The sequence below is a fragment of the uncultured Ruegeria sp. genome (assembly GCF_947500045.1).
Taxonomy (GTDB): Bacteria; Pseudomonadota; Alphaproteobacteria; order Rhodobacterales; family Rhodobacteraceae; genus Ruegeria.
On the sequence record NZ_CANMQQ010000001.1, the window covers coordinates 233,002 to 254,609 of the forward strand.

Genomic DNA, 21,608 nt, shown 5'->3' on the forward strand with positions numbered 1-21,608 from the left:
AAGACGCCGATTCCTGTGATGAGGTTTTGTTTCTAAATGCGCCGCATACTGTTTCCATTGATTTTCGGTCTCGCCGGTTTGGGCGTCCTCGTATCGCTGGGTGTGTGGCAGATGCAGCGGCTGGCCTGGAAAAACGACATTCTGGCCGAGATCGAAACGCGCATCGCGGCTGATCCGGTAAATCTTCCTGCGGCTATGTCCAAGGAAAATGACAAGTATCTTCCCGTCACGCTTACGGGAGAGATGGAGCCGGGGGAAATCCACGTTCTGGTCTCGGTCAAGCAGGTTGGCGCCGGATATCGGATCATCCAGTCCTTCAGCGCCGACAACCGAACCATTCTGGTGGATCGTGGCTTTGTGCCGACATCCGCGAAGCAGGCCGAGCGTCTGACAGGACCGATGGAAATTACGGGCAATCTGCATTGGCCGGATGAGATCGACAGCTATACGCCTGAGCCCGATATCGACGAAAACATCTGGTTTGCGCGCGATGTGCCCAATCTTGCGGCGGCATTGGGGACAGAACCGGTGCTGTTGATCGCAAGGTCACAAACCGATCCGGGCGTGACACCGCTGCCTGTGGATACAGCGGGCATTCCGAACGATCACCTGCAATATGCAATCACCTGGTTTGGTCTGGCTCTGGTCTGGGCCGCGATGACCGGGTATTTCCTGTGGCGCAACCGCACCCCTGCAAAGAGTGAAGAGCAATGAAATACATCTCGACCCGTGGCCAAGCGCCCGAACTGACCTTTGAAGAGGCGATGCTGACAGGGCTGGCCCGGGACGGGGGTCTTTACCTACCCGCCGAGATTCCGGTGATGTCGCAGGACGAGATCGCAGCACTTGCCGGTCTGCCCTACGAAGATATCGCGTTCCGCGTGATGTGGCCCTATGTCAGTGGGTCATTTGCTGAGGACGAGTTCAAGCAGATCATCGCCCGTGCCTACGAAGGGTTCGGTCATGATGCCCGCGCACCTTTGAAGCAATTGAACGAGAACCATTTCCTGCTGGAACTGTTCCATGGGCCCACTTTGGCCTTCAAGGACTTTGCCATGCAGTTGATCGGCCAGCTGTTCCAGGCTGCCTTGAAGCGCCGAGAAGAGCGCGTGACCATTGTGGGGGCGACCAGCGGTGATACAGGATCGGCAGCTATTGAGGCGTTTCGGGGGCTGGATGCCGTGGATGTGTTCATCCTGTTTCCGCATGGCCGCGTCTCGGAAGTGCAACGCCGCCAGATGACCACGCCCGCCGACAGCAATGTGCATGCGCTGGCTGTGGATGGTGATTTTGATGATTGCCAAGCCGCGCTGAAAGATATGTTCAACGATTTCGACTTCCGTGACGGCGTAAAGCTGGCTGGTGTGAACTCGATCAACTTTGCGCGGGTTCTGGCGCAGATCGTCTATTACTTTTCGGCGGCCGTCAGCCTTGGCGCGCCGCATCGCAAGGTCAGCTTTACCGTGCCTACGGGCAATTTCGGCGATATCTTCGCGGGCTACCTGGCCAAACGTATGGGATTGCCCATCGACCGGCTGGTGGTGGCGACGAACCAGAACGATATCCTGCATCGCTGTCTGTCAGGCGAGGGGTATTTCAAGGGTGACACGATCCCGTCGATCAGCCCGTCGATGGATATTCAGGTCAGCTCAAACTTTGAACGGGCGCTGTATTACGCCTATGGCGAGGACGGCGGTGCCGTAGCGCAGCTGATGGATGAGCTGAAGAACGGCGGCTTCAACGTTAGTCAGGGCGCGATGGAGGCGCTGCGCGAAAGCTTCGACTCGGGGCGGGTATCCGAAGACGAAACGCTTGCGACGATCAAACACACGCTGACCCACAGCGCTGAACTGGTGTGTCCGCACACAGCCGTTGGTATCAAGGTCGCGGAAGAACATCGCGCTGATACGCCGATGATTACTCTGGCCACCGCGCACCCGGCGAAATTCCCGGCGGCGGTCGAGATGGCGAGCGATGAACATCCGCCTCTTCCATCCCGCATGTCTGATCTGTATGAACGTCCGGAACGGGTGACCCGCATCGCCAATGATCTGGGTATCCTTGAGGATCATATCAGAAGGCATATCGCTGAGTGACTGTCAGACAAGACCAACTGAAGAACGGCTTTCGTATCGTCAGTGAACATATGCCGGGGCTGCAATCTGCGGCCATCGGCATCTGGGTGACCGCCGGTGGGCGGCATGAACGGATCGAACAGAATGGCATCGCCCATTTCCTTGAGCATATGGCTTTCAAGGGGACTAAGCGGCGGTCGGCCTTGCAAATCGCCGAAGCGATCGAGGATGTGGGTGGGTATATCAACGCTTACACCTCGCGCGAGGTGACGGCTTATTACGCGCGCGTTCTGAAAGACGACGTGGCGCTGGCGATGGATGTGATCGGAGACATCGTTCTGAACCCGGTCTTCGATCCGCGTGAGATCGAAGTTGAGCGGGGTGTCATCCTGCAGGAGATCGGTCAGGCCTATGACACGCCTGACGATGTGATCTTTGACTGGCTGCAAGAGCAAAGCTATCACGATCAGCCGTTGGGCCGGACCATTCTGGGCCCGACTGAGCGGGTCAGCGCATTCTCGCGCGAAGATTTGTCGGGCTTTGTGGCTGAACACTACGGACCCGAGCAGATGATCTTGTCGGCAGCGGGTGCTGTGGATCACGATGCGCTGATGAAAATGGCCGAAGAAATGTTTGGCCATCTGCAACCGCGCAAAGGTTTGATCCCTGACGCGGCGCGTTTCACCGGCGGTGAAGCGCGGCAGGAGAAAGAGCTGGAACAGGCCCATTTCGCGCTGGCGCTGGAAAGCCCCGGGTACCGCGACGATGCGATCTATACAGCCCAGATATACTCGACCGCGCTGGGCGGTGGCATGTCCTCGCGCCTGTTTCAGGAAATGAGGGAGACCCGGGGGCTTTGCTATACGATCTTTGCTCAGACCGGTGCTTATGCGGATACCGGCACGACAACGATCTATGCAGGCACTTCGGCCGATCAGGTTGGCGAACTGGCGTCGATTACAATTGATGAGATGAAGCGCGCAGCAGAGGACATGAGCGCCGAAGAGGTCGCGCGTGCACGGGCCCAAATGAAGGCCGGAATGCTGATGGGATTGGAAAGCCCGTCAAACCGGGCGGAACGCCTGGCGCGCCTGGTGCAGATCTGGGGGCGTGTGCCCTCGCTTGAGGATACGGTTGCCAAGATTGATGCCGTCAGTACCGAGGATGTGCGCGCCTTTGCTGAAAGCATGGCCGTGCAGGCCCCTGCGGCGCTGGCGCTTTACGGTCCGGTCTCGGGCGCGCCGACATTGGTGGAGCTGCAGGAGAGGCGTGCGGCGTGATGCTGTTGGGCAGACGCAAGCTGAAACTCGAAACCGAGCGCCTGACGCTGCGCCCGCCCGTGCATTCCGACTTCAATGACTGGACCGCGCTGCGGCGTGCCTCGAAAGATTATCTGGTTCCGTGGGAGCCGGTCTGGGCCAAGGATCATCTAAGCCGCAAGTCGTTTACCAACCGTGTCTATTGGGCGCAGCGTTCCGTGGCCAGCGGAACGGCGATCCCGCTGTTTTTGTTCCGGCGCAGCGATGATGTGCTGATGGGTGCGATTACGCTGGACAATGTGCGACGGGGGCCTGCGCAGGCGGGGACGCTGGGCTATTGGACCGGGCAAGCCTTTGCGCGGCAGGGCTTCATGCGCGAGGCCATAGGTGCGGTTGTGCATTATGCTTTCACCCGCTTGGACCTGAGCCGGATTGAGGCGGCTTGTTTGCCCGAGAACAAGGCCTCACGCGGGTTGTTGGAAAGCTCGGGGTTCAAATATGAGGGCGTAGCGCAGTCGTATTTGCAGATCAACGGGCGGTGGCGGACGCATGTTCTTTATGCGTCATTGCGATCGGACCGGCGGGGCAAGACGGACGCAGGATAGGGAGCGCCATCCCCATCACGGCAAGCCAGAACTTCCTCAGGATATTTGAGGCCAGATGAACAAGGGTTATGTCGCGTAAAAGTGGGCGCGGATTTTGCATCCTTTGGACCTGCGCGATCAAATAGAATGACTTGGGGATTTTCTGCGCTACACTGGGCTGTATGCGGTGGGTTGTTGCGGGATTGATGCTGGTAGCAAGCGGAGCTGGGGCGCAAGAGCGGAGACCCAGCCATTGCATCGCGATTGCAGACGCGACGCCGGGGATTGAATACCTTCACAAAGCAGCCTGGCAAGATCCTGTGCCCGAGTTTTCAGCCCGGATCAGCTATATCGCTCATGCGTCATTTCTGATCCAGACGCGGGGTGGGCTGAATGCGGTGACTGATTTCACCGGCTTTGTCGGCGGCGCTGCATTGATTCCCGACGTGGTGACAATGAACCACGCGCATGACACCCATTGGACCGCCTATCCCGACCCAGCCATCCCTCATGCGTTGCAAGGGTGGGGAGAATTCGGGCAAGGCATCGAGCATCATCTTGATCTGGGCGAGATGCTGGTGCGCAATGTGTCGACCGATATTCGTTCAGTCTATGGAGGTGTCGAAGAGCGCGGAAACTCAATCTTTGTGTTCGAGGTTGAGGGGCTGTGCATTGGTCATCTGGGACATCTGCATCATATCCCCTCGGACGAGCAGTTTGCAGCTTTGGGTCGGCTTGATGTGGTCATGGCGGCGGTTGATGGCGGAACGACAATGCCATTGCCTGAAATGATCGAGGTTCTGAAGCGATTGAAAAGTTCGATCATCATTCCGATGCACTGGTTCTCGGACTTTTCGCTCGAGCGGTTTTTGGTGGATATTCGTGACGATTTTCCGGTTGAACGCGATGGCGTAACCGAACTTGTCGTCTCATTGCGGACACTACCCGATCGGCCGACAGTTGTAGTATTGGAACCTCAGTATCTGATCGAGCAGGAATAGTGCTTGTCGCAGCCCGTGGCCTTTGGCAGGGAAGAGAAATGAGATTGAACCCCGCTGATGACCGCTTTGCCGCCGCTATCTGTGCCCAACTGGGCGATGATGTATTGCGACCCATTTCCGAACGCTATCTAGAAGAACCCCGTCAGCGGTTCGTGGGGCGGTCAGGGCTACTTGCTTTGCCGCGCACCGTTGAACAGGTTTCGGCATTGGTGAAACTGGCTGCTGAATCCTGTGTGCCAGTCATACCCTATGGCGGCGGCACGGGTCTGGTGGGTGGGCAGGTGGTTCCAGATGGCCCGACCCCGCTGATCATATCGCTGGAGCGGATGGCCGCGATCCGAGCGGTTTATCCAACGGAAAACATTCTTGTGGCCGAAGCCGGTGCCATTCTGGCCGATGTTCAGGCCGCGGCCGAGGAGGCTGAGCGTTTGTTTCCTCTGTCGCTTGCAGCACAGGGCTCTTGCCGGATCGGGGGCAATCTGGCCACCAATGCGGGTGGTGTGAACGTACTACGCTACGGCAATGCGCGCGATCTGTGTCTGGGGCTTGAGGTGGTTTTGCCCAACGGTGAAATCTGGCACGGGCTCAGCCGTTTGCGCAAGGACAACACCGGATATGATCTGCGCAATCTGATGATCGGATCCGAAGGGACGCTGGGCATCATCACAGCGGCTGCATTGAAGCTATTTCCACGACCCAAGGGGGTCGGAACTGCGATGTTCCAGGTTGCCTCGCCCGAGGCAGCCATCGATCTATTGTCGCTGGCACGGGATCAGGTGGGCGAGGCGATCAGTACGTTTGAGCTTATCCATCGGCAAGGCCTTGAGTTCCTGACCGACGCTCTGCCCGAGGTTCGGCAGCCTTTCGCCACGCCACTGGAATGGAGCGTCTTGATCGAATTGGGTCTGCCCGCCGGACTAGATCCGTCGGAGATGCTTGAGGCCATCTATGTTGCCGCAGATGAGCGCGCTCTGGTCAGCGATGCGGTCATTGCCCAAAGTGAGGTGCAAAGGTCCGAGCTTTGGGCCGTGCGTGAACGCATACCCGAGGCGAACAGGTTGATCGGTTCGGTCTCAAGCCATGATATTTCGGTCCCGATTTCCCGTATCCCCGAGTTCATCCAGCGCGGCGCGGATGTGGTCGCCGGGCAGGGGGCATTCCGGGTGAACTGTTTTGGCCACTTGGGTGACGGTAATCTGCACTACAACGTGTTTCCGCCTGAAGGGCACGACAAGGCAGAGTTTGTTGCGCAACGGGGCGCTGTCAAACGCGCCGTTCATGATCTGGTGCATGAGTTTGGCGGATCGGTCAGCGCCGAACATGGAATAGGGCGGCTTAAGACAGATGATCTGGAAAGCTATGGCGATCCGGTCAGATTGCAGGCAATGCACGCCATCAAGGCTGCACTCGACCCTCTTGGGATCATGAACCCCGGAGCCGTTTTGAAGCCATAGGCGCGACCCGGCGGGTAACCGGATCGCGCCAAATACTTACGAGGCAGGCAGAATGACCTTGTCGATCACATGGATCACGCCGTTTTCAGCTTCGATATCGGCCTGCACGACATTGGCATCATTCACCATCACCCCATTGTCCAGATCGATAGTGATGTCTCCGCCCTGAACTGTAGCTGCGGTCATATCGTCGGACAGATCGCTGGACATCACTTTACCTGCTACAATGTGATAGGTCAGGATTGCGACCAACTGGTCCTTGTTTTCCGGTTTCAGCAGGTTTTCGACCGTGCCATCGGGCAGGGCTGCGAAGGCCTCATCTGTGGGGGCAAAAACGGTGAACGGACCTTCACCTTTCAAGGTATCAACCAATTCAGCCGCCTGAACGGCCGCGACGAGTGTTTCAAAGCTGCCCGCACCAACGGCGGTGTCGACAATGTCCTTGGAATGCCCATCCGCGAAGGCAGAGGTGGTCATTAGAATGCTTGCTACTCCGGCAACTGCGAATTTGCGCAACATGATAAGGTTCCCTTGTTGAGAATGCCCTAGGTGGCATCAACAGGGGTACGGAGGGTCCTCGCAAAAAGATCACAGATTTTGAGTGAAGCCATCCGTTGACGGATCAACACTGTGCGCTAAGCTTCGACGTTCTCAGATCTCTAATCACGATTTTGTGATCGCCGGAGGGTCAAAGCCCCTCGAACTCGCACAGAACGTGCACATCCATGCCTAGATCTTCCAACGCCTTGCGCCCGCCCAATTCGGGCAAATCGATGATGAAGGCGCAGGAAATGATCTCACCCCCCAGACGTTCAATCAGATTGATCCCGGCAGCAGCGGTACCCCCTGTGGCCAGTAGATCATCGACGACCAGAATCTTTTCACCCGGCTGGATGGCATCATCGTGGATTTCAACGATGGCTTCGCCATATTCCAACTTGTAATCCTGACTGATCGTGGTTCCGGGCAGTTTGCCCTTCTTGCGGATCGGCACAAAACCCACGCTCAGCTGATGCGCGATGGCACCGCCAAGAATGAAACCACGCGCCTCAAGACCCACGACCTTGTCGATACGCTCACCGGCGTAGGGGTGCAGCATCTGGTCAATCGCCATACGAAACCCACGTGGGTCGGCAAACAGGGTGGTGACATCGCGAAACATGATCCCTTCATGCGGGAAATCGACGATGGTCCGAATGTAATCCTTGACCGTTTTGTTTCTAGACATGGGCCACCCCTTTGGCATCAAACTCGCGGGGGTGTTTGGCCCATCAAAGCAAGTCATGCAAGAAAACTTTGACCTCTGCGCTAAAGTGCTTTGGCTACGCATCGCGTTCGGCAGCTCTTAGTAACGATACAGTGCATTTGGTGACCAAGACAGATGCGGCTTACGCCAATTGCGCGGGCCTCACAGAAGAAGTGCGTGTGCGGCATGAAGGTTCATTGCTATTACGCTGGTTTTGTTGTTTTGTGCCCGATAACGACAAAGTCTATGCCACGTATAGACAAAGTATATCGAAGAAGTTCAAATTCAAGGTGGGGTCAGGGCGCGTGTCTAAGAAAGACGTAAAGAAATCTACCAAGAAAAACAGTCAGTTGGTTTTGCGTCTCGACAAAGATGAACGCGACGCTTTTGTGGAATTGTGCAAAGAACTGGATACATCCGCCGCACGTGAAATTCGCCGGTTTATTCGGGGATTTATGAAAGAAAACGCCGAAGAATAAATTAGGTGGGGCGGCGCAGAACTGCTGTGGCGACACCCATACCGACCAGGGTCAAACCTCCGAACCGGGTCATGGCGGTGATGACGCTGGTGCGCCCGATCAACTGGCGTAACTTATCCGCCAGCAACGCATAGGCCAACGAGTTGAGCCAGGCGAGGCCAACGAAGGTTGCGATCAGGATTGCAAATTGCGGGCCCAGTGGCTCTGCCGGGCGCAGGAATTGCGGCACGAATGCAATGAAAAAGGCGATGGATTTCGGGTTCAATGCGGTCACTGCGGCGGCATGGCCAAAAACACTTTGGGCGGTCACATCACGCCCGGTCGCGACCGTCTGCAACCCGGTCGAGGGTGCGCTGCGCAGCAACTTGATGCCCAGCCAGACCAGATAAGCGGCACCCACCCATTTCAGCACTGTGAACAGGGTGGCTGAGGCTAAAACCAGCGCACCTAGCCCCAAAAGCGACGCGGTCATCGCCACCAGATCGCCTACGGCAACACCAGTAGCCGAGGCAACGGCAACGCTGCGCCCTTTAGACAACGCATAGCTGAGCACCAGCAAAACGGTCGGGCCGGGGATCAGTAACAATGCGGTTGATGCGGCTACAAAGGTCAGCCAGAGTTCAAGAGACATAGGTCATCCTATCGGTGCGTTTCGCTCACCAAGCCCCGCTGCGATGGCGAGGTCAAGCCCTTGTGTACTCGGTCGCACGGCGCATCAACGCCTCTAGCGGTCCGCGCTTAAATTTGCGGGCCCAAAGAAGCGAAAACACAGAGGACAAGCTGCAAAACAGCAGCGCATAAAGGGCAATCTGCGGCGCGCTTAGCGTTCCGCCCAGCAGCCCAAGCTCTTCCAGCACCCCCATCCCGATCAGGATATGCGCCATATAAAGCGTCAGGCTCTGCCGCCCTGGTGCGGTCAGAAACGCGGCGGTACCAGTGCGTTTGATCATGGGCCAGAGTTTCAACAGAAGTCCAATCACTATACAGGCGGTACCCGTCCCCGCCATAACATAGAACGGTCCAGGCGGAATGGATTCTGTCCCCAGATAAGCCACCAGCTCTGTGTCCGACGTCATCATCTGCGGAAACAGCGCCAGCACCGCTGCGCCGAACCCCCACATGATCAACCGGTGCTGAATACACAATGTATGAAGCTTGGACCGTCCAATCGCCATCCCGATCAGCAGGAAAGCGGCCCAGGGCAGCACCGGATGCCACCCGTTAAACAACGCGTTGCGCAGAAATCCGGGCAGAGTCCAGAGGTCGGTATACACCAGTGTGTCCCAATCCCAGCCTTGGTCGTAGTCAAAAAACAGATTGGCGATCACCGCGAGGATCATTATCCCCAGTGCCCCCAGCCACAACCCGCGTTGCGATGCCGCCAGAAAAAAGGCCCCGACTACGAAATACAGCGCATAGAAATGCAGAATGTCGGCATCAAACACCGTCATGTTGATCAGGCCGATCACAAACAGAAACGCAGCGCGGCGCAGCAGCAAACTGGCTGAGATGCGTGACAACCCGATGCCAATCCCCGCCAAGACAACAAACAAAGCCGCCGCGCGCCCTTCGAGCGCGCCGATCAGCATTGATGCCCAATCCATGCCCGGTGCGACCTCGGCCGCGATGCGGAAGTTAACCAGAACCATGCCGCAAAAGGCCAGAAACCGGGCTGCGTCCAGTGCATCCAGTCGTTTCACTTGGGTTTTCGTATGCGGAGTCGGCACGGGTAAGTAGTTGCCTTTTCGACTATAATCAGCGTCAACATGGCTGGCTGGCTGCGCATTTCAACCGTTACTCGGCCCAATAGCTGCGCGAACTGGCATTGCGGCAACAGCTTTAAGATTGGATGAAGCTTGGCTCATGCATCTTGAAATGCCCTTATTACTCGCCACACTTGAAATACGACAAAAGGAGGCGGCTATGGTTCAAACTCAACACGCAAATGCTGAGGCAGACACCGGCCACTTTGGTGTCGAGCGCCTAAAAAGCGCCTTGGTCGGTCTACTGCTGGTCGGAACGATCGCGTATGCGGGCATCGTCGGTTACATGTTTCTTAACCAGCAATCCCTGCTCTATAAACCCGACGGCGAGTTGCCCGATCCGACCACCGTTGGACTGGCAGATGTCGAGGTTTTGTCGCTGAACATGGCCGACGGTACAGCCCTGACGGCTTGGGCTGCGCCCGCAGCAATCCCGGATGCGCCCACAGTGTTGTTTTTCCATGGTCAAAGCGGCAATCTGGGTGACCGCGCCGACCGGCTGCGCGAGGTACTCAATTCGGGGTACGGCTTGCTTGCACCAAGCTATCGCGGCTTTCCGGGTAGCGAAGGCGAACCCTCGGAACTGGCGCTGATCTCTGATGGTGTGCAACTCTATGACAGGCTGGCCGGTGAAGGCAAAACTGTGATTCTGCACGGCCAAAGCCTCGGCACGGGGATCGCGGCAGCCGTGGCCCATCAGCGCCCGGACGCCATGCTGCTGGTGCTAGAGGCCCCATTCACGGCCACTGTCGATGTCGCGGCAGAACGCTACCCGTTTCTTCCAGTCTCAGCCTTGATGAAGGACCAGTTTGCCACGCGCGATCTGATCGAACAGATCGCTGTGCCGACGCTGATATTTCATGGCACCGAGGATGAGACAATCCCACTGCACCATGGGCAGGCTCTGGCTGAGATGTCAGACCTTGCGCAGATATATGTGATCCCGGGTGGGGGTCATAACGACCTTTGGTCACATGGCCTGTGGGATGAGGTGCAAAAGAACTTGCCGTAAAAATAAGGTCATAGCACCCGCCCGGCTACTGCATCCAACTTGGCCAGCAGTGCCGGATCGCGCTTTTCGGGGGCGGTCAGGATCGCATATTCCAGTGCTCGGTCGCAGCCATGCGGGCATGGCGCGCGTTCGAGCCCCAGCAGCGCAGGCAGGCGTTTGACCAGTGCCCGTCCTTTTTCCGCATTACCGGTCAGTGTCGCGATTATGGCTGTCACGTCGACCTCGCCATGATCCGGGTGCCAGCTGTCATAGTCGGTGACCATGGCAATCGAGGCATAGCAAAGCTCGGCCTCACGGGCGAGTTTCGCCTCGGGCATGTTGGTCATGCCGATCACGTCACATCCCCAATGCTCCCGGTACATCTTGGATTCCGCCAGTGAGGAAAACTGAGGCCCCTCCATCGCCAGATAGGTACCGCCCCGGTGGATGGTGATCCCTGCGGTCTTGCCGGCTGTTTCACAGGCGTCGGACAAACGCGGGCAGGTGGGATGGGCAACACTGACATGGGCAACGCAGCCGGTGCCGAAAAAGCTTTTTTCCCGCGCGAAAGTCCGGTCGATAAACTGATCCACGATTACGAAATCGCCCGGTGCCATATGCTCGCGGAACGATCCGCAAGCCGAGACCGAGATCACATCCGTAACCCCCAGACGCTTCAAAGCATCAATATTGGCGCGATAGGGCACCTCGGTCGGTGAATGCACGTGGCCGCGTCCGTGGCGCGGCAGGAAGGCCATCTCGACACCGCCCAAAGACCCGGTCAGTATCTGATCCGACGGGTCGCCCCATGGCGTTTCCACGGTGACCCACTCGGCATTTTCCAGACCATCGATGTCATAAATGCCCGATCCTCCGATGACGGCAATTTTTGTTTGGGTCACGATTGCTCTCCGCTGAAAATAACTGTTGAATGAGTTCTGCGGGCCGCAGTCCTTTTTGACAAGTGGCTTCAACGGTTTGTGTGTTATTGAAGTATGCCATGCGCCAGGCGCATATCTGGTTCCCAGTAAACGCCGTATCTATCGGTCCGTTTGACGGCTAGAAGGCCCCTTTCGCGCGAACACATCTGACCGACAGGACGTCCAATGCCCCGAGCCTTGCTGGCAAGCTTTGCCAATCGCCTAGCCATACCTGATCTGCGCTGGGTGCCCGACGAAGGCCTGACCTTTACTCGCTTGCGGATCGAACTGCTTTCGGGCCTCACCGTCGCTTTGGCGCTGGTGCCCGAGGCCGTGGCCTTCGCATTTGTTGCCGGGGTACACCCGCTTGTTGGATTGTATGCGGCGTTTCTGGTTGGTTTGATCACGGCGCTGATCGGTGGTCGCCCGGGCATGATCTCGGGCGCAACCGGCGCTCTGGCCGTAGTTATGGTCGCATTGGTCGCGCAGCATGGGGTCGAATACTTGTTCGCAACCGTGGTTTTGATGGGAATCATGCAGATCATTGCCGGTGCAATGCACTGGGGCCGGTTCATCCGCCTTGTGCCACACCCTGTGATGCTGGGCTTTGTGAATGGCCTGGCCATCGTGATCTTTCTGGCTCAGATGGGGCAGTTCAAGGTTCCTGGCACCATGGAAAACACCGGCCACGGCATGAGCGGTGGCGAATGGCTTTCGGGAATGCAGCTTTACACCATGCTGGGTCTGGTGGCGCTGACCATGGCGGTGATCTGGGTTATGCCCCGCATCACGCGCATCATCCCAGCGCCTTTGGCTGGTATTGTGGTCGTGGCTGCGTTGGTGATCGGCATCGGGCTGGACGTCCCGCGCGTCGGTGATCTGGCGTCGATCGAGGGTGGTTTGCCCAGCTTCCACATCCCCATGGTACCGCTTACTTGGGAGACCTTCGAGATCATCCTGCCTTATGCCCTGATCCTTGCGGCAATCGGCCTTATCGAATCTCTGCTGACATTGAACCTTGTGGGTGAGATCACCGGCAAACGTGGTGGCGCTTCGCAAGAGTGCATTGCGCAGGGCACCGCCAACGTCGTCACTGGCTTCTTCGGTGGCATGGGCGGCTGTGCGATGATTGGCCAGTCGATGATCAATGTGAAATCGGGCGGGCGCACGCGCATCGCTGGCATCGCTGCGGCGCTGTTCCTGCTGCTCTTCATCCTTGTCGGCTCGTCAATGATCGAACAAATTCCACTGGCGGCGTTGGTGGGCGTGATGTTCATGGTGGTGATCGGGACCTTTGCATGGAATTCGCTGAATATCCTGCGCAAGGTACCTTTGACGGACGCATTTGTTATCGTACTGGTGACTGTCGTGACGGTGATGGAAGACCTTGCCGTGGCGGTTGTCGTTGGTGTGATCGTGTCGGCTCTGGCTTACGCTTGGAACAACGCCAAGCGCATCCACGTCGTCAAACGCGAGTCGGAAACAGAAGAGGGTGCACAGGTCTACGAGATCCAGGGACCGTTGTTTTTTGGCTCGTCCGAAGGGTTCATCGAACTGTTCGATGTGCCAAACGACCCCGAGATTGTCATTATCGACTTTGCAGCCAGCCGCGTGGTGGACCAATCCGCGCTGCAAGCCATCGAGAACATCGCTGGCAAGTACGAGGCTGCAGGCAAGCGGGTCATGCTGAGGCATCTCAGCCGCGACTGTCATAAACTGCTGAACAAGGCGGGCCACCTGATGGTCGATAGCGATGATGATCCAGATTACGAATTGGCCGTGGATTACTCGGTGCGTACCGGCATTCTGGGTGGCCACTAAAGCTTTTTTGCGAGGCTCTGCCTCGCGCTCCGAGGTATTTTTAGCCAGATGAAGTGAGGATCCCTGACTTCATCTGGTGAGGATTACCGAGGGGAGTCGCCCGCAGGATGGAGGGGGCCGGCCCCCGAGCTTAACGCCTCAATCGTCTGGACGGTTGAGAGAAAACAACTCCGTCACAACCGAATAGTCCCGATAGCCAAGCCGGGCGAGTGGTTTGAATGAGGTCACATCGAACTTGCCGTTACGAATGTGATCGTCTTGCAGATGTACGCCTGTGACCTCTCCAAACACTACACGATTGGCTTCACCTGGAAGCGTCGCGATTTGCGTCAGTTTGCATTCAAGCGCAGCTGGGGCATCCGCGACCCGCGAGCAGTTGATCGTTTCACATTCAAGCGATGTCAGGCCTGCATGGGCAAACTCGTCGATGTGTTTGGGCAGACCTTCTGAGCTGGCATTCATCGAGTCGCGATGAGCATATGCAACGACGTTGACGCAGAACACGCCTGTGACCTCGATATTGGCGATGCTGTCCTTGCCGCCGTTCTGATCGTGTTTTGAGCCGGTTGTGGCGAACATCACCTGGGGCGGTGTGTAAGCGACGCCGTTGAAGAAGGAATACGGGGCCAGATTATTGGTCCCTTCCGCATCGCGGGTTGAAATCCAGCCGATGGGTCGTGGTGTGATGATGGCGTTGAAGGGGTTGTGGGGCAGGCCGTGGCCGTCTTCGGGGCGATAGAACATGAGGTCTCCAAGCGTTTGCCCAAGGCGTAGCGAAGTGCTAGGGCGATTTCCAGTAAGGAAACGAGGCGCGCGTGCAGCAATTCAAGATCAGGCCGGAAGAGCCCGAGGACTGGTGGGAGGTCGAAGCGCTCTATGACCTTTGCTTCGCGCCGGGGCGCGAGGCGCTTTCCTCTTATCGTCTGCGCGATGACGTGCCATCCGTCGCCGGCTTGTCGCAGGTTGCGCGCGACGGGCAGGGCATTCTGGCAGGTGCGATCCGGTTTTGGCCCGTTCATGTAGGCGAACACGATGCTTTGCTGCTGGGTCCTGTGGCCGTTCATCCGACCCATCAGGGCGAAGGGTTGGGCGGTTATCTGATCCATCAGGGTGTCGAAGCCGGACGTGCCAAGGGATGGGAGCGCGTCATGCTGGTAGGCGATGCGCCCTATTATGCACGGTTTGGATTTACGCGAATCGCAGGTGTCGAAATGCCGCCGCCTACTAACCCGGACCGGGTACTTGGATTGGAGCTTACGCCCGGGGTTTGGTCTGAAATACAAGGGTTTGTCACGCGCTGGACCCGGTGACCCATTGAAATCCCGCTGCAAAGTGCCGATGTTTTCAAGACAGGAGGGCACAGATGCAGGACGTTGTTCTTGTCAAAAAACTTGATCCCGAGGCCGAGCTAGACCGCTTGGCGCGGCTTTATAGCTCTGCCGGTGGCACTGGCGTCACGCTACTGAACAAGCTGGGCGGGTCGGCAGAGTCTCTGCTGGATCAATTGCCCGAGCCGGTGCGGCTTGGACTGACCGGGGCGACCGAACAGGCGCTTTGGCTTGCGATGCACGCCGCTGAGGGGTCTCGACGTGCTGTGCCGGACCAAAAACCATGGATCAATACGGCGTTGGCCACGGCGATGGGCGCTGCAGGAGGGCTGGGCGGGGTATCGACCGCTCTGGTCGAGTTGCCTGCCAGCACGGCGATGATTCTGCGCGCGATTCAAGGGGCTGCGGCGCGGGAAGGGTTTGATCCGACGGCTGAAAACGTGAAATTTGATTCGATCCGGGTGCTGTCCGCCGCTGGGCCACTGGAGAAAGATGATGGGGCCGATCTGGGGTTCTTCTCGATGCGGCTGACGCTGACCGGGCCTGCAATGCAGCGCATGATTTCGATGGTGGCACCACGCCTGTCCGTGGTGCTGGGCCAGAAGCTGGCGGCGCAGTCGGTGCCTCTGTTGGGAGCGTTGGCCGGAGGGGGCACGAATTTTATCTATACCCGCTATTATCAGCAGATCGCTCATGTCCATTTTGGGCTGCGTCGTTTGGCAATCGATGCCGATATCCCGCATGATGATCTGGTTCAGCGTCTGTCCGGCCGTATGTCCGTCTGATCAAGGCTGTGGATAAAACTTGGCTTGCGACTCGGACCGTGCTATTTTTCACTGCATAAACCGCAACATAAGCGGAGCGAGCAGTGAGAATGGACCGTGTTTGACGGGCGCAGTCGTGCGACAATAGATGGGCTTTCAACTGAAAGCCTTTCGCTTTCCGGGGCGCTTCCGGTCTACAGCCAGTCTGCGGCCTTGTGCTATTGTGTGGACGCAGGCCAGCCTCAGATATTGCTGATCACGACCCGCAGGGCGCGACGCTGGATTATCCCCAAAGGATGGCTGATTAACGGGATCAGCCCGTCGCAAACCGCTGCCCGTGAGGCCTGGGAAGAGGCAGGCGTTGTTGGCATCTGCGGCACCGAGAGCCTTGGTCGCTTCGCCTATGTCAAAAACCGGCCCAACAAGGCATCCGCATTGTGCCTGGTGGATGTATTCCCGCTGCACGTGCAGCGACTGACGGCTCATTTCCCTGAGGCCGGGGAGCGTAAGCGCAAGTGGTTTTCGCCCAAAAAAGCGGCGCAGAGGGTAGCATCGCCCGAACTGGCAATACTCTTGCGTGGATTCGGGCATTTGTCGCAGTAGTTGGACAAGATCAAGTCTTGATATTGCCAAGTTGCTCGGTATCTATTCGTCAACCGGAATCGGGACGCGTGATGATTCAATACGCATTGAAATGTAGCAACGACCACAGTTTTGATAGCTGGTTTCAGTCCGCAGCCGCTTTTGACAAATTGTCGGTGGCCAGGATGGTAACCTGCGCGGTGTGTGGTTGTGACAAGGTGGAAAAGGCGATCATGACGCCTCGGGTTCGACCTGCGCGCGCTACGGTGGCCGAACAGGCCCCTGCCAGTCCTGAGCCGGATCAAATCAACATGTCTACGCCCTCAGCTGAAATCGAAAAGGTTCTGTCCGAATTGCGACGCACGGTTGAAGAGAACTCCGACTATGTGGGGCAGGATTTTGCGCAGGAAGCCCGCAAGATACACTTGGGGGACGCACCCGAACGTGCCATCTATGGCGAAGCCAAACCCGAGGATGCGCGCGCGCTAGTCGAAGACGGTGTTCCGGTGGCTCCATTGCCTTTTGTTCCTTCGCGAAAAACCAACTGACCCATGCATATCGTGATCACAGGTGCCAATCGCGGCCTCGGGAAAACTCTTGCAGATCAATACCGTAGTGCGGGTCATGCAGTGACCGGCACCGCGCGCAACGGAAGTGGCGAGGTCCTACTGGACGTGTCTGATCCGGCGCAGCACAGGGCCATGTCCGAACAGTTGCAAGGACGCCCAGTTGATCTTCTGATCTGTAACGCGGGTGTCTATCTGGACAAAGGGCATGACATCAGCGGTTACCCTGCAGAGATGTGGGAACAAACCTTTGCAGCCAATGTGACCGGCGTTTTCCTGACAATCCAAGCCCTGTTACCCAATCTGCGTAAAGCAGAAGGTAAAATCGCGATCGTGTCGTCTCAGATGGCCTCGCACACCCGGGCACCGGGGGGCAGCTATATCTATCGCGCATCTAAGGCCGCAGCGTTGAACCTGGGGCGCAACTTGGCCGCCGATTTGCGCGGCGATGGTATTGCCGTAGGCATCTATCACCCCGGTTGGGTTCAGACCGACATGGGCGGAGCTGCGGCAGACATCACCGTAGATCAGGCTGTAGCGGGCCTGACCGACCGGTTCGCGGCGTTGTCACTGGACACAACTGGGTGTTTCGAAACTTGGGACGGTCGCGCGCACGACTACTAATTGTTAAGCGCTGCTTTGGGAATTTCATAGACTTCACCAGGCTCGATGAAAATCACCATTAAATCGCCCGGAGTTTCATAAGTCAGTTTCGAGGTCGAGCTGCTGGAATCCGGCACGCCATTCGTGAAATAAATCCGCCGAACCTCTCCCGTATTCAATTGCACCGCAAGGGTTGCCGTCCCATCCTCTTTTTTCCGCAATTCAGCGGGACAACTGGACATCGGTTCACCTGAAAGGGCGGCGCAAGGAACAGTGCCCAGCGCGTTCTGCCCATCGGTGCCCGACAGGGTGGCGACCTGTGCGCTGGCGGCGGTTGAAATCAGTGTCAGGGCGGTGGCAAGGCGGAGCATGGAAATCCTCGTGGGGAAAAAATATTGCATCCACGCTTACATCACGCGATCCCAATGTAAAGCACCGCATCCGGGGCTTTGCCCACTTGCCCTTACGCGACCCCTCGCATAAGACGCACGGGATCAGAAATTCAAGGCGCGGAGACTTTGGCCTCATGCCCGTACTCGTGATGAAATTCGGCGGCACATCGGTCGCCAATCTGGACCGCATCCGCCGCGCTGCCAAACGGGTCGGAGTCGAAGTTGCCAAGGGCTATGATGTTATTGTCATCGTTTCGGCCATGTCGGGCAAGACCAACGAGTTGGTAGGGTGGGTCGACGAAACCTCACCGCTGTACGATGCCCGCGAATATGATGCGGTTGTGTCCTCGGGTGAAAACGTCACTGCCGGTCTGATGGCGCTAACCCTGCAGGAAATGGATGTCCCCGCCCGCAGTTGGCAGGGCTGGCAGGTGCCTCTGATCACGAACGGTGCCCATTCCGCGGCACGGATCGAAGAGATCCCGCCCGAGAACATCAATCAGAAATTCGGCGAAGGAATGCGCGTTGCGGTCGTTGCAGGCTTTCAGGGCATCAGCCCCGAAGGGCGCATCACCACACTGGGTCGGGGGGGGTCGGACACTACGGCGGTGGCCTTCGCCGCCGCGTTCGAGGCCGAGCGCTGCGATATCTACACGGATGTGGATGGTGTCTATACTACTGACCCGCGCATCTGCGAGAAAGCGCGCAAACTGGATCGTATTTCGTTCGAGGAGATGCTCGAACTGGCCTCGCTTGGGGCCAAAGTACTGCAAACCCGTTCGGTCGAACTGGCGATGCGCTATAAGGTGAAACTGCGCGTTCTCTCAAGTTTTGAGGAACAATCCGACGAGGCCGGTACTCTGGTCTGCCATGAGGAGGATATCATGGAATCCAATGTTGTGGCCGGTGTGGCCTATTCCCGCGACGAAGCCAAGATGACCGTCGTTTCCGTGGCCGACCGCCCGGGTATCGCCTCAATCATCTTTACCGCACTCAGCGAAGAAGGCGTCAATGTCGACATGATCGTCCAGAACATCTCGGACGAAGGTCGGACGGATATGACCTTCTCGTGCCCCACCAATCAGGTTTCCCGCGCCGAAAAGGCACTGTTGGCGATCAAGGAACAGGGTGAGCTGAACTATGCCGAACTGGTTGCCGACGAAGACGTCTGCAAGGTGTCAGTTGTGGGCATCGGTATGCGCTCGCAATCCGGTGTCGCGGCCAAGATGTTTAAGATTCTCTCGGATGAGGGGATCAACATCAAGGTCATTACAACCTCTGAGATAAAAATTTCCGTCCTGATCGACAGGAAATACATGGAACTTGCGGTTCAGGCACTGCATGATGCCTTTGAGCTGGACAAGGCGGCCTGAGCATTCAGCCACGTGTCCCGTCTGAAACCGTAACGTGGGTGGGCCATGGCGGAAGGCACGGAAACAGAATCCCGCAAGCTGCTGGGGCGGCTGCGCGAAGAAATGGCGAGCGAAGCCGCCGGTCAGGAACGTCTTGACCGGATTACGCATCTGATTGCGGATAGCATTCACCGCGAGGTGTGCTCGATCTACCTGTTCCGGGATGAAGACACGCTTGAGCTTTGCGCCACTGAAGGTCTGTCACCCGAAGCTGTTCACCAGACCCGAATGCGTATGGGCGAGGGATTGGTTGGACGCGTGGCCAAGTATGGCAAGGTGGTCAATACCGCCGATGCGCCCTCGGCCAAGGGTTTTCGATACATGCCGGAAACCGGCGAAGAACGGTATTCGTCCTTTTTGGGCGTGCCGGTGCAGCGCTTGGGTCAGAAACTGGGCGTGCTGGTCGTGCAGTCTCGGGAAGCGCGCGAGTTTTCGGCAGATGAGGTTTACGCGCTGGAAGTTGTTGCCATGGTTCTGGCCGAAATGGCTGAACTCGGTGCGTTCGTGGGCGAAGGCGCGGCTTTGTCGCCCCTGCACCAGCAGTCGCTGCTGCTGCGTGGTGGCCCGGCGCAGGAAGGGTCTGCCGAAGGCCATGTCTGGCTTCATGAACCCCGCGTCGTTGTCACCAACCCGATCGCTGAAGACCCGCATCGCGAACGAGAGCGGTTAAACGAAGCCGTCGAGGAACTGCGCGTCGGTGTCGACAAGATGCTCGAAATTTCGCAGGGCGGTGACAAAGAACAGCTTCAGGTATTGGAAGCCTACCGGATGTTCGCCAACTCCAAGGGTTGGATGCGCCGGATGGAGGAGGACATCGCGTTGGGCCTCAGTGCTGAGGCTGCAGTCGAAAAAGAACAGTCGCAGGCGCGTGCGCGCATGGGACAGGTCACCGACCCATACTTGCGCGAACGGCTGGCCGATCTCGATGACCTGAGCAACCGGTTGCTGCGGATTTTGACTGGGCAGGGCAATGGCAACGGGGCTGATCTGCCGCCTGATCCGATCCTGATCGCCCGTAATATCGGACCGGGCGATCTGTTGGATTATGGCCGCTCGCTCAAAGGCGTCGTGCTGGAAGAGGGCTCGGTCGGCAGTCATGCCACCATCGTAGCGCGCGCTTTGGCGATCCCGTTGGTGGTGCATGTCGGCCGGATCACGACCGAGGCGCTGAACGGTGACCACATTCTGGTCGATGGCGACAACGGGGTCGTGCATCTGCGCCCTGAGGATACAGTTGTCAGCGCGTTTCGTGATAAAGTCGCAATGGAGGCCAAGGCGCAGGAACGGTATGCCTCGATCCGTGAAACGCCAACGGTGACCAAAGATGGCGCGCGTATCAATATGGTGATGAACGCGGGCCTTATGGCCGATCTACCATCGCTGAACAATTCGGGTGCCGAAGGTGTGGGTCTTTTCCGGACCGAGCTGCAATTTCTGATCCGAAACAAGATGCCGAAACGATCAGAACTTGTAACGCAATATAAGCGGGTTCTGGATGCAGCGGGCGACAAGCGCGTTGTATTCCGCACGCTGGATATCGGGTCGGACAAGGTTCTGCCCTACATGAAACATGTGGATGAACCGAACCCTGCACTGGGTTGGCGGGCGATCCGCGTTGGTCTGGACAAACGCGGCGTTATGCGGATGCAGTTGCAGGCGTTGATCCGTGCCGCCGATGGACGTCCGTTGACCGTTATGTTCCCCTTTGTCGCGCAGGCGGACGAATTCCGCGAGGCGAGGTGGGAGGTCAAGAAAACAATCGAACGGGAACGGCGTCTGGGTCACGTCCTGCCAGAATCGCTTGAGGTTGGTGCGATGCTCGAAACGCCGTCACTGGCTTTTGCGCCGCAAAAGTTCTTTGACGAGGTTGGTTTTATCTCGATCGGGGGCAATGATCTGAAACAGTTCTTCTTTGCCGCTGACCGTGAAAATGAACTGGTGCGCCGTCGCTATGACACGCTGAATGTCAGCTTTCTCACATTCATTGAGCGTATCGTGGAACGATGCGCGATTTCGGACGCCCCGCTCAGCTTTTGTGGCGAAGATGCTGGTCGCCCGGTCGAGGCGTTGTGCCTCGCTGCAATGGGTATCCGCACTTTGTCGATGCGTCCGGCCTCAATCGGGCCGGTCAAAAGCCTTTTGTTGCGGTCGAACCTGCAGGACGTGCGCAAGATCATCGCGGATGCCCGGCACCGTGGTGAACAATCCGTGCGTCCAGCAGTGATGGACTGGTTGCGGTCGCAATCCTGATGCCTCTGTCAGCGAAAAGGCGATTCCGGGCTTGATTTTTATGTCCGGGTTCCGTATCCAGCCGGAGAATGTTAGCGATAACATTAGTTGCAAGGCATCGACACCTCAAGCCCTGTAT

23 protein-coding genes are annotated in these 21,608 nt (G+C 57.6%); 16 read left to right on the forward strand and 7 right to left on the reverse strand.

Annotation, left to right across the window (positions count from 1 at the left end):
* Positions 1–36 precede the first annotated feature (36 nt).
* The 6 genes from Q1B46_RS01200 to Q1B46_RS01225 all read left to right on the forward strand — a co-directional run bounded on the left by Q1B46_RS01200 (position 37) and on the right by Q1B46_RS01225 (position 6,373).
* Positions 37–714 (forward strand): SURF1 family protein, encoded by a 678-nt coding sequence (locus Q1B46_RS01200; RefSeq protein WP_299943794.1) that lies wholly within the window; start codon positions 37–39, stop codon positions 712–714.
* Positions 711–2,096, forward strand: coding sequence for a threonine synthase (thrC, locus tag Q1B46_RS01205; protein ID WP_299943797.1), 1,386 nt, complete (start codon positions 711–713; stop codon positions 2,094–2,096). Before Q1B46_RS01200 ends, thrC begins: the two co-directional genes overlap by 4 nt.
* Complete coding sequence (locus Q1B46_RS01210) at positions 2,093–3,355, forward strand: pitrilysin family protein (RefSeq protein WP_299943800.1); 1,263 nt, start codon at positions 2,093–2,095, stop codon at positions 3,353–3,355. Before thrC ends, Q1B46_RS01210 begins: the two co-directional genes overlap by 4 nt.
* Positions 3,355–3,939 (forward strand): GNAT family protein, encoded by a 585-nt coding sequence (locus tag Q1B46_RS01215; protein WP_299943803.1) that lies wholly within the window; start codon positions 3,355–3,357, stop codon positions 3,937–3,939. Before Q1B46_RS01210 ends, Q1B46_RS01215 begins: the two co-directional genes overlap by 1 nt.
* Positions 3,940–4,100: 161 nt before the next feature.
* Positions 4,101–4,919 (forward strand): MBL fold metallo-hydrolase, encoded by an 819-nt coding sequence (locus tag Q1B46_RS01220; RefSeq protein WP_299943806.1) that lies wholly within the window; start codon positions 4,101–4,103, stop codon positions 4,917–4,919.
* 38 nt (positions 4,920–4,957) lie between these two features.
* Positions 4,958–6,373, forward strand: a complete 1,416-nt coding sequence (locus Q1B46_RS01225; protein ID WP_299943809.1) for an FAD-binding oxidoreductase — start codon at positions 4,958–4,960, stop codon at positions 6,371–6,373.
* A 36-nt stretch (positions 6,374–6,409) separates the two neighbouring features.
* Here Q1B46_RS01225 and Q1B46_RS01230 read toward each other — a convergent pair whose 3' ends face one another.
* Together Q1B46_RS01230 and Q1B46_RS01235 are read right to left on the reverse strand one after the other, a co-directional pair.
* On the reverse strand, positions 6,410–6,892 hold the full coding sequence (locus Q1B46_RS01230; protein WP_299943812.1) for a fasciclin domain-containing protein: 483 nt from the start codon (positions 6,890–6,892) through the stop codon (positions 6,410–6,412).
* Positions 6,893–7,061: 169 nt separating this feature from the next.
* The gene (locus Q1B46_RS01235; RefSeq protein WP_299658964.1) at positions 7,062–7,601 is read right to left on the reverse strand and encodes an adenine phosphoribosyltransferase; all 540 of its coding nucleotides are present in this window, start codon (positions 7,599–7,601) and stop codon (positions 7,062–7,064) included.
* A 140-nt stretch (positions 7,602–7,741) separates the two neighbouring features.
* Between Q1B46_RS01235 and Q1B46_RS01240 the strand changes: the two genes are divergently transcribed.
* A complete protein-coding gene (locus Q1B46_RS01240) occupies positions 7,742–8,098 on the forward strand; it encodes a hypothetical protein (protein ID WP_299943816.1) in 357 nt (118 codons plus the stop codon).
* 1 nt (position 8,099) lies between these two features.
* Here the strand turns inward: Q1B46_RS01240 and Q1B46_RS01245 are convergent, their stop codons facing one another.
* Positions 8,100–8,729 carry a LysE family translocator gene (locus Q1B46_RS01245; RefSeq protein WP_299943820.1) on the reverse strand — a complete coding sequence of 210 codons (630 nt, stop codon included), beginning with the start codon at positions 8,727–8,729 and terminating at the stop codon, positions 8,100–8,102.
* A 52-nt stretch (positions 8,730–8,781) separates the two neighbouring features.
* Positions 8,782–9,798, reverse strand: coding sequence for a DUF418 domain-containing protein (locus Q1B46_RS01250; protein ID WP_299943823.1), 1,017 nt, complete (start codon positions 9,796–9,798; stop codon positions 8,782–8,784).
* 223 nt (positions 9,799–10,021) lie between these two features.
* On the opposite strand from Q1B46_RS01250, the gene Q1B46_RS01255 reads away from it, so the two are divergent.
* The gene (locus Q1B46_RS01255) at positions 10,022–10,873 is read left to right on the forward strand and encodes an alpha/beta fold hydrolase (protein ID WP_299943826.1); all 852 of its coding nucleotides are present in this window, start codon (positions 10,022–10,024) and stop codon (positions 10,871–10,873) included.
* Between the two features lie 8 nt (positions 10,874–10,881).
* Here the strand turns inward: Q1B46_RS01255 and Q1B46_RS01260 are convergent, their stop codons facing one another.
* A complete protein-coding gene (locus tag Q1B46_RS01260) occupies positions 10,882–11,754 on the reverse strand; it encodes an S-methyl-5'-thioadenosine phosphorylase (protein WP_299943829.1) in 873 nt (290 codons plus the stop codon).
* Positions 11,755–11,958: 204 nt separating this feature from the next.
* Between Q1B46_RS01260 and Q1B46_RS01265 the strand changes: the two genes are divergently transcribed.
* On the forward strand, positions 11,959–13,593 hold the full coding sequence (locus tag Q1B46_RS01265) for a SulP family inorganic anion transporter (RefSeq protein ID WP_299943832.1): 1,635 nt from the start codon (positions 11,959–11,961) through the stop codon (positions 13,591–13,593).
* Positions 13,594–13,731: 138 nt separating this feature from the next.
* Here the strand turns inward: Q1B46_RS01265 and Q1B46_RS01270 are convergent, their stop codons facing one another.
* Positions 13,732–14,337 (reverse strand): flavin reductase family protein, encoded by a 606-nt coding sequence (locus Q1B46_RS01270; RefSeq protein ID WP_299943835.1) that lies wholly within the window; start codon positions 14,335–14,337, stop codon positions 13,732–13,734.
* 71 nt (positions 14,338–14,408) lie between these two features.
* Here Q1B46_RS01270 and Q1B46_RS01275 point away from each other — a divergent pair, with 71 nt between their 5' ends.
* The 5 genes from Q1B46_RS01275 (at position 14,409) to Q1B46_RS01295 (ending at position 17,457) form a co-directional block, all read left to right on the forward strand.
* On the forward strand, positions 14,409–14,903 hold the full coding sequence (locus Q1B46_RS01275; protein WP_299943838.1) for an N-acetyltransferase: 495 nt from the start codon (positions 14,409–14,411) through the stop codon (positions 14,901–14,903).
* Between the two features lie 53 nt (positions 14,904–14,956).
* Positions 14,957–15,706, forward strand: coding sequence for an EcsC family protein (locus tag Q1B46_RS01280; RefSeq protein ID WP_299943841.1), 750 nt, complete (start codon positions 14,957–14,959; stop codon positions 15,704–15,706).
* Between the two features lie 96 nt (positions 15,707–15,802).
* Entirely contained in the window at positions 15,803–16,288 is a 486-nt protein-coding gene (locus Q1B46_RS01285; RefSeq protein ID WP_299943844.1) for an NUDIX hydrolase, read from the forward strand.
* A gap of 71 nt (positions 16,289–16,359) precedes the next feature.
* Positions 16,360–16,815, forward strand: a complete 456-nt coding sequence (locus Q1B46_RS01290; protein WP_299943847.1) for a DUF1178 family protein — start codon at positions 16,360–16,362, stop codon at positions 16,813–16,815.
* A 3-nt stretch (positions 16,816–16,818) separates the two neighbouring features.
* On the forward strand, positions 16,819–17,457 hold the full coding sequence (locus Q1B46_RS01295; protein ID WP_299943851.1) for an SDR family NAD(P)-dependent oxidoreductase: 639 nt from the start codon (positions 16,819–16,821) through the stop codon (positions 17,455–17,457).
* Here the strand turns inward: Q1B46_RS01295 and Q1B46_RS01300 are convergent.
* Positions 17,454–17,807: a hypothetical protein gene (locus Q1B46_RS01300; RefSeq protein WP_299943854.1), complete on the reverse strand. Its 354-nt coding sequence runs from the start codon at positions 17,805–17,807 to the stop codon at positions 17,454–17,456. The genes Q1B46_RS01295 and Q1B46_RS01300 overlap by 4 nt on opposite strands.
* A 155-nt stretch (positions 17,808–17,962) precedes the next feature.
* Here Q1B46_RS01300 and Q1B46_RS01305 point away from each other — a divergent pair, with 155 nt between their 5' ends.
* Both Q1B46_RS01305 and ptsP read left to right on the forward strand, forming a co-directional pair.
* Entirely contained in the window at positions 17,963–19,201 is a 1,239-nt protein-coding gene (locus Q1B46_RS01305) for an aspartate kinase (protein WP_299943857.1), read from the forward strand.
* 45 nt (positions 19,202–19,246) lie between these two features.
* Entirely contained in the window at positions 19,247–21,490 is a 2,244-nt protein-coding gene (ptsP, locus tag Q1B46_RS01310; RefSeq protein ID WP_299943860.1) for a phosphoenolpyruvate--protein phosphotransferase, read from the forward strand.
* Positions 21,491–21,608 lie beyond the last annotated feature (118 nt).

Bases quoted from the DNA above. Each gene is read 5' to 3' on its own strand.
- Q1B46_RS01215 (WP_299943803.1), top strand. From the start codon at position 3,355: ATGCTGTTGGGCAGACGCAAGCTGAAACTCGAAACCGAGCGCCTGACG.
- Q1B46_RS01235 (WP_299658964.1), bottom strand. From the start codon at position 7,601: ATGTCTAGAAACAAAACGGTCAAGGATTACATTCGGACCATCGTCGAT.
- Q1B46_RS01290 (WP_299943847.1), top strand. From the start codon at position 16,360: ATGATTCAATACGCATTGAAATGTAGCAACGACCACAGTTTTGATAGC.
- Q1B46_RS01255 (WP_299943826.1), top strand. From the start codon at position 10,022: ATGGTTCAAACTCAACACGCAAATGCTGAGGCAGACACCGGCCACTTT.
- Q1B46_RS01265 (WP_299943832.1), top strand. From the start codon at position 11,959: ATGCCCCGAGCCTTGCTGGCAAGCTTTGCCAATCGCCTAGCCATACCT.
- ptsP (WP_299943860.1), top strand. From the start codon at position 19,247: ATGGCGGAAGGCACGGAAACAGAATCCCGCAAGCTGCTGGGGCGGCTG.
- Q1B46_RS01230 (WP_299943812.1), bottom strand. From the start codon at position 6,892: ATGTTGCGCAAATTCGCAGTTGCCGGAGTAGCAAGCATTCTAATGACC.
- Q1B46_RS01280 (WP_299943841.1), top strand. From the start codon at position 14,957: ATGCAGGACGTTGTTCTTGTCAAAAAACTTGATCCCGAGGCCGAGCTA.
- Q1B46_RS01305 (WP_299943857.1), top strand. From the start codon at position 17,963: ATGCCCGTACTCGTGATGAAATTCGGCGGCACATCGGTCGCCAATCTG.
- Q1B46_RS01225 (WP_299943809.1), top strand. From the start codon at position 4,958: ATGAGATTGAACCCCGCTGATGACCGCTTTGCCGCCGCTATCTGTGCC.
- Q1B46_RS01220 (WP_299943806.1), top strand. From the start codon at position 4,101: ATGCGGTGGGTTGTTGCGGGATTGATGCTGGTAGCAAGCGGAGCTGGG.
- thrC (WP_299943797.1), top strand. From the start codon at position 711: ATGAAATACATCTCGACCCGTGGCCAAGCGCCCGAACTGACCTTTGAA.
- Q1B46_RS01300 (WP_299943854.1), bottom strand. From the start codon at position 17,807: ATGCTCCGCCTTGCCACCGCCCTGACACTGATTTCAACCGCCGCCAGC.
- Q1B46_RS01245 (WP_299943820.1), bottom strand. From the start codon at position 8,729: ATGTCTCTTGAACTCTGGCTGACCTTTGTAGCCGCATCAACCGCATTG.
- Q1B46_RS01200 (WP_299943794.1), top strand. From the start codon at position 37: ATGCGCCGCATACTGTTTCCATTGATTTTCGGTCTCGCCGGTTTGGGC.
- Q1B46_RS01295 (WP_299943851.1), top strand. From the start codon at position 16,819: ATGCATATCGTGATCACAGGTGCCAATCGCGGCCTCGGGAAAACTCTT.
- Q1B46_RS01270 (WP_299943835.1), bottom strand. From the start codon at position 14,337: ATGTTCTATCGCCCCGAAGACGGCCACGGCCTGCCCCACAACCCCTTC.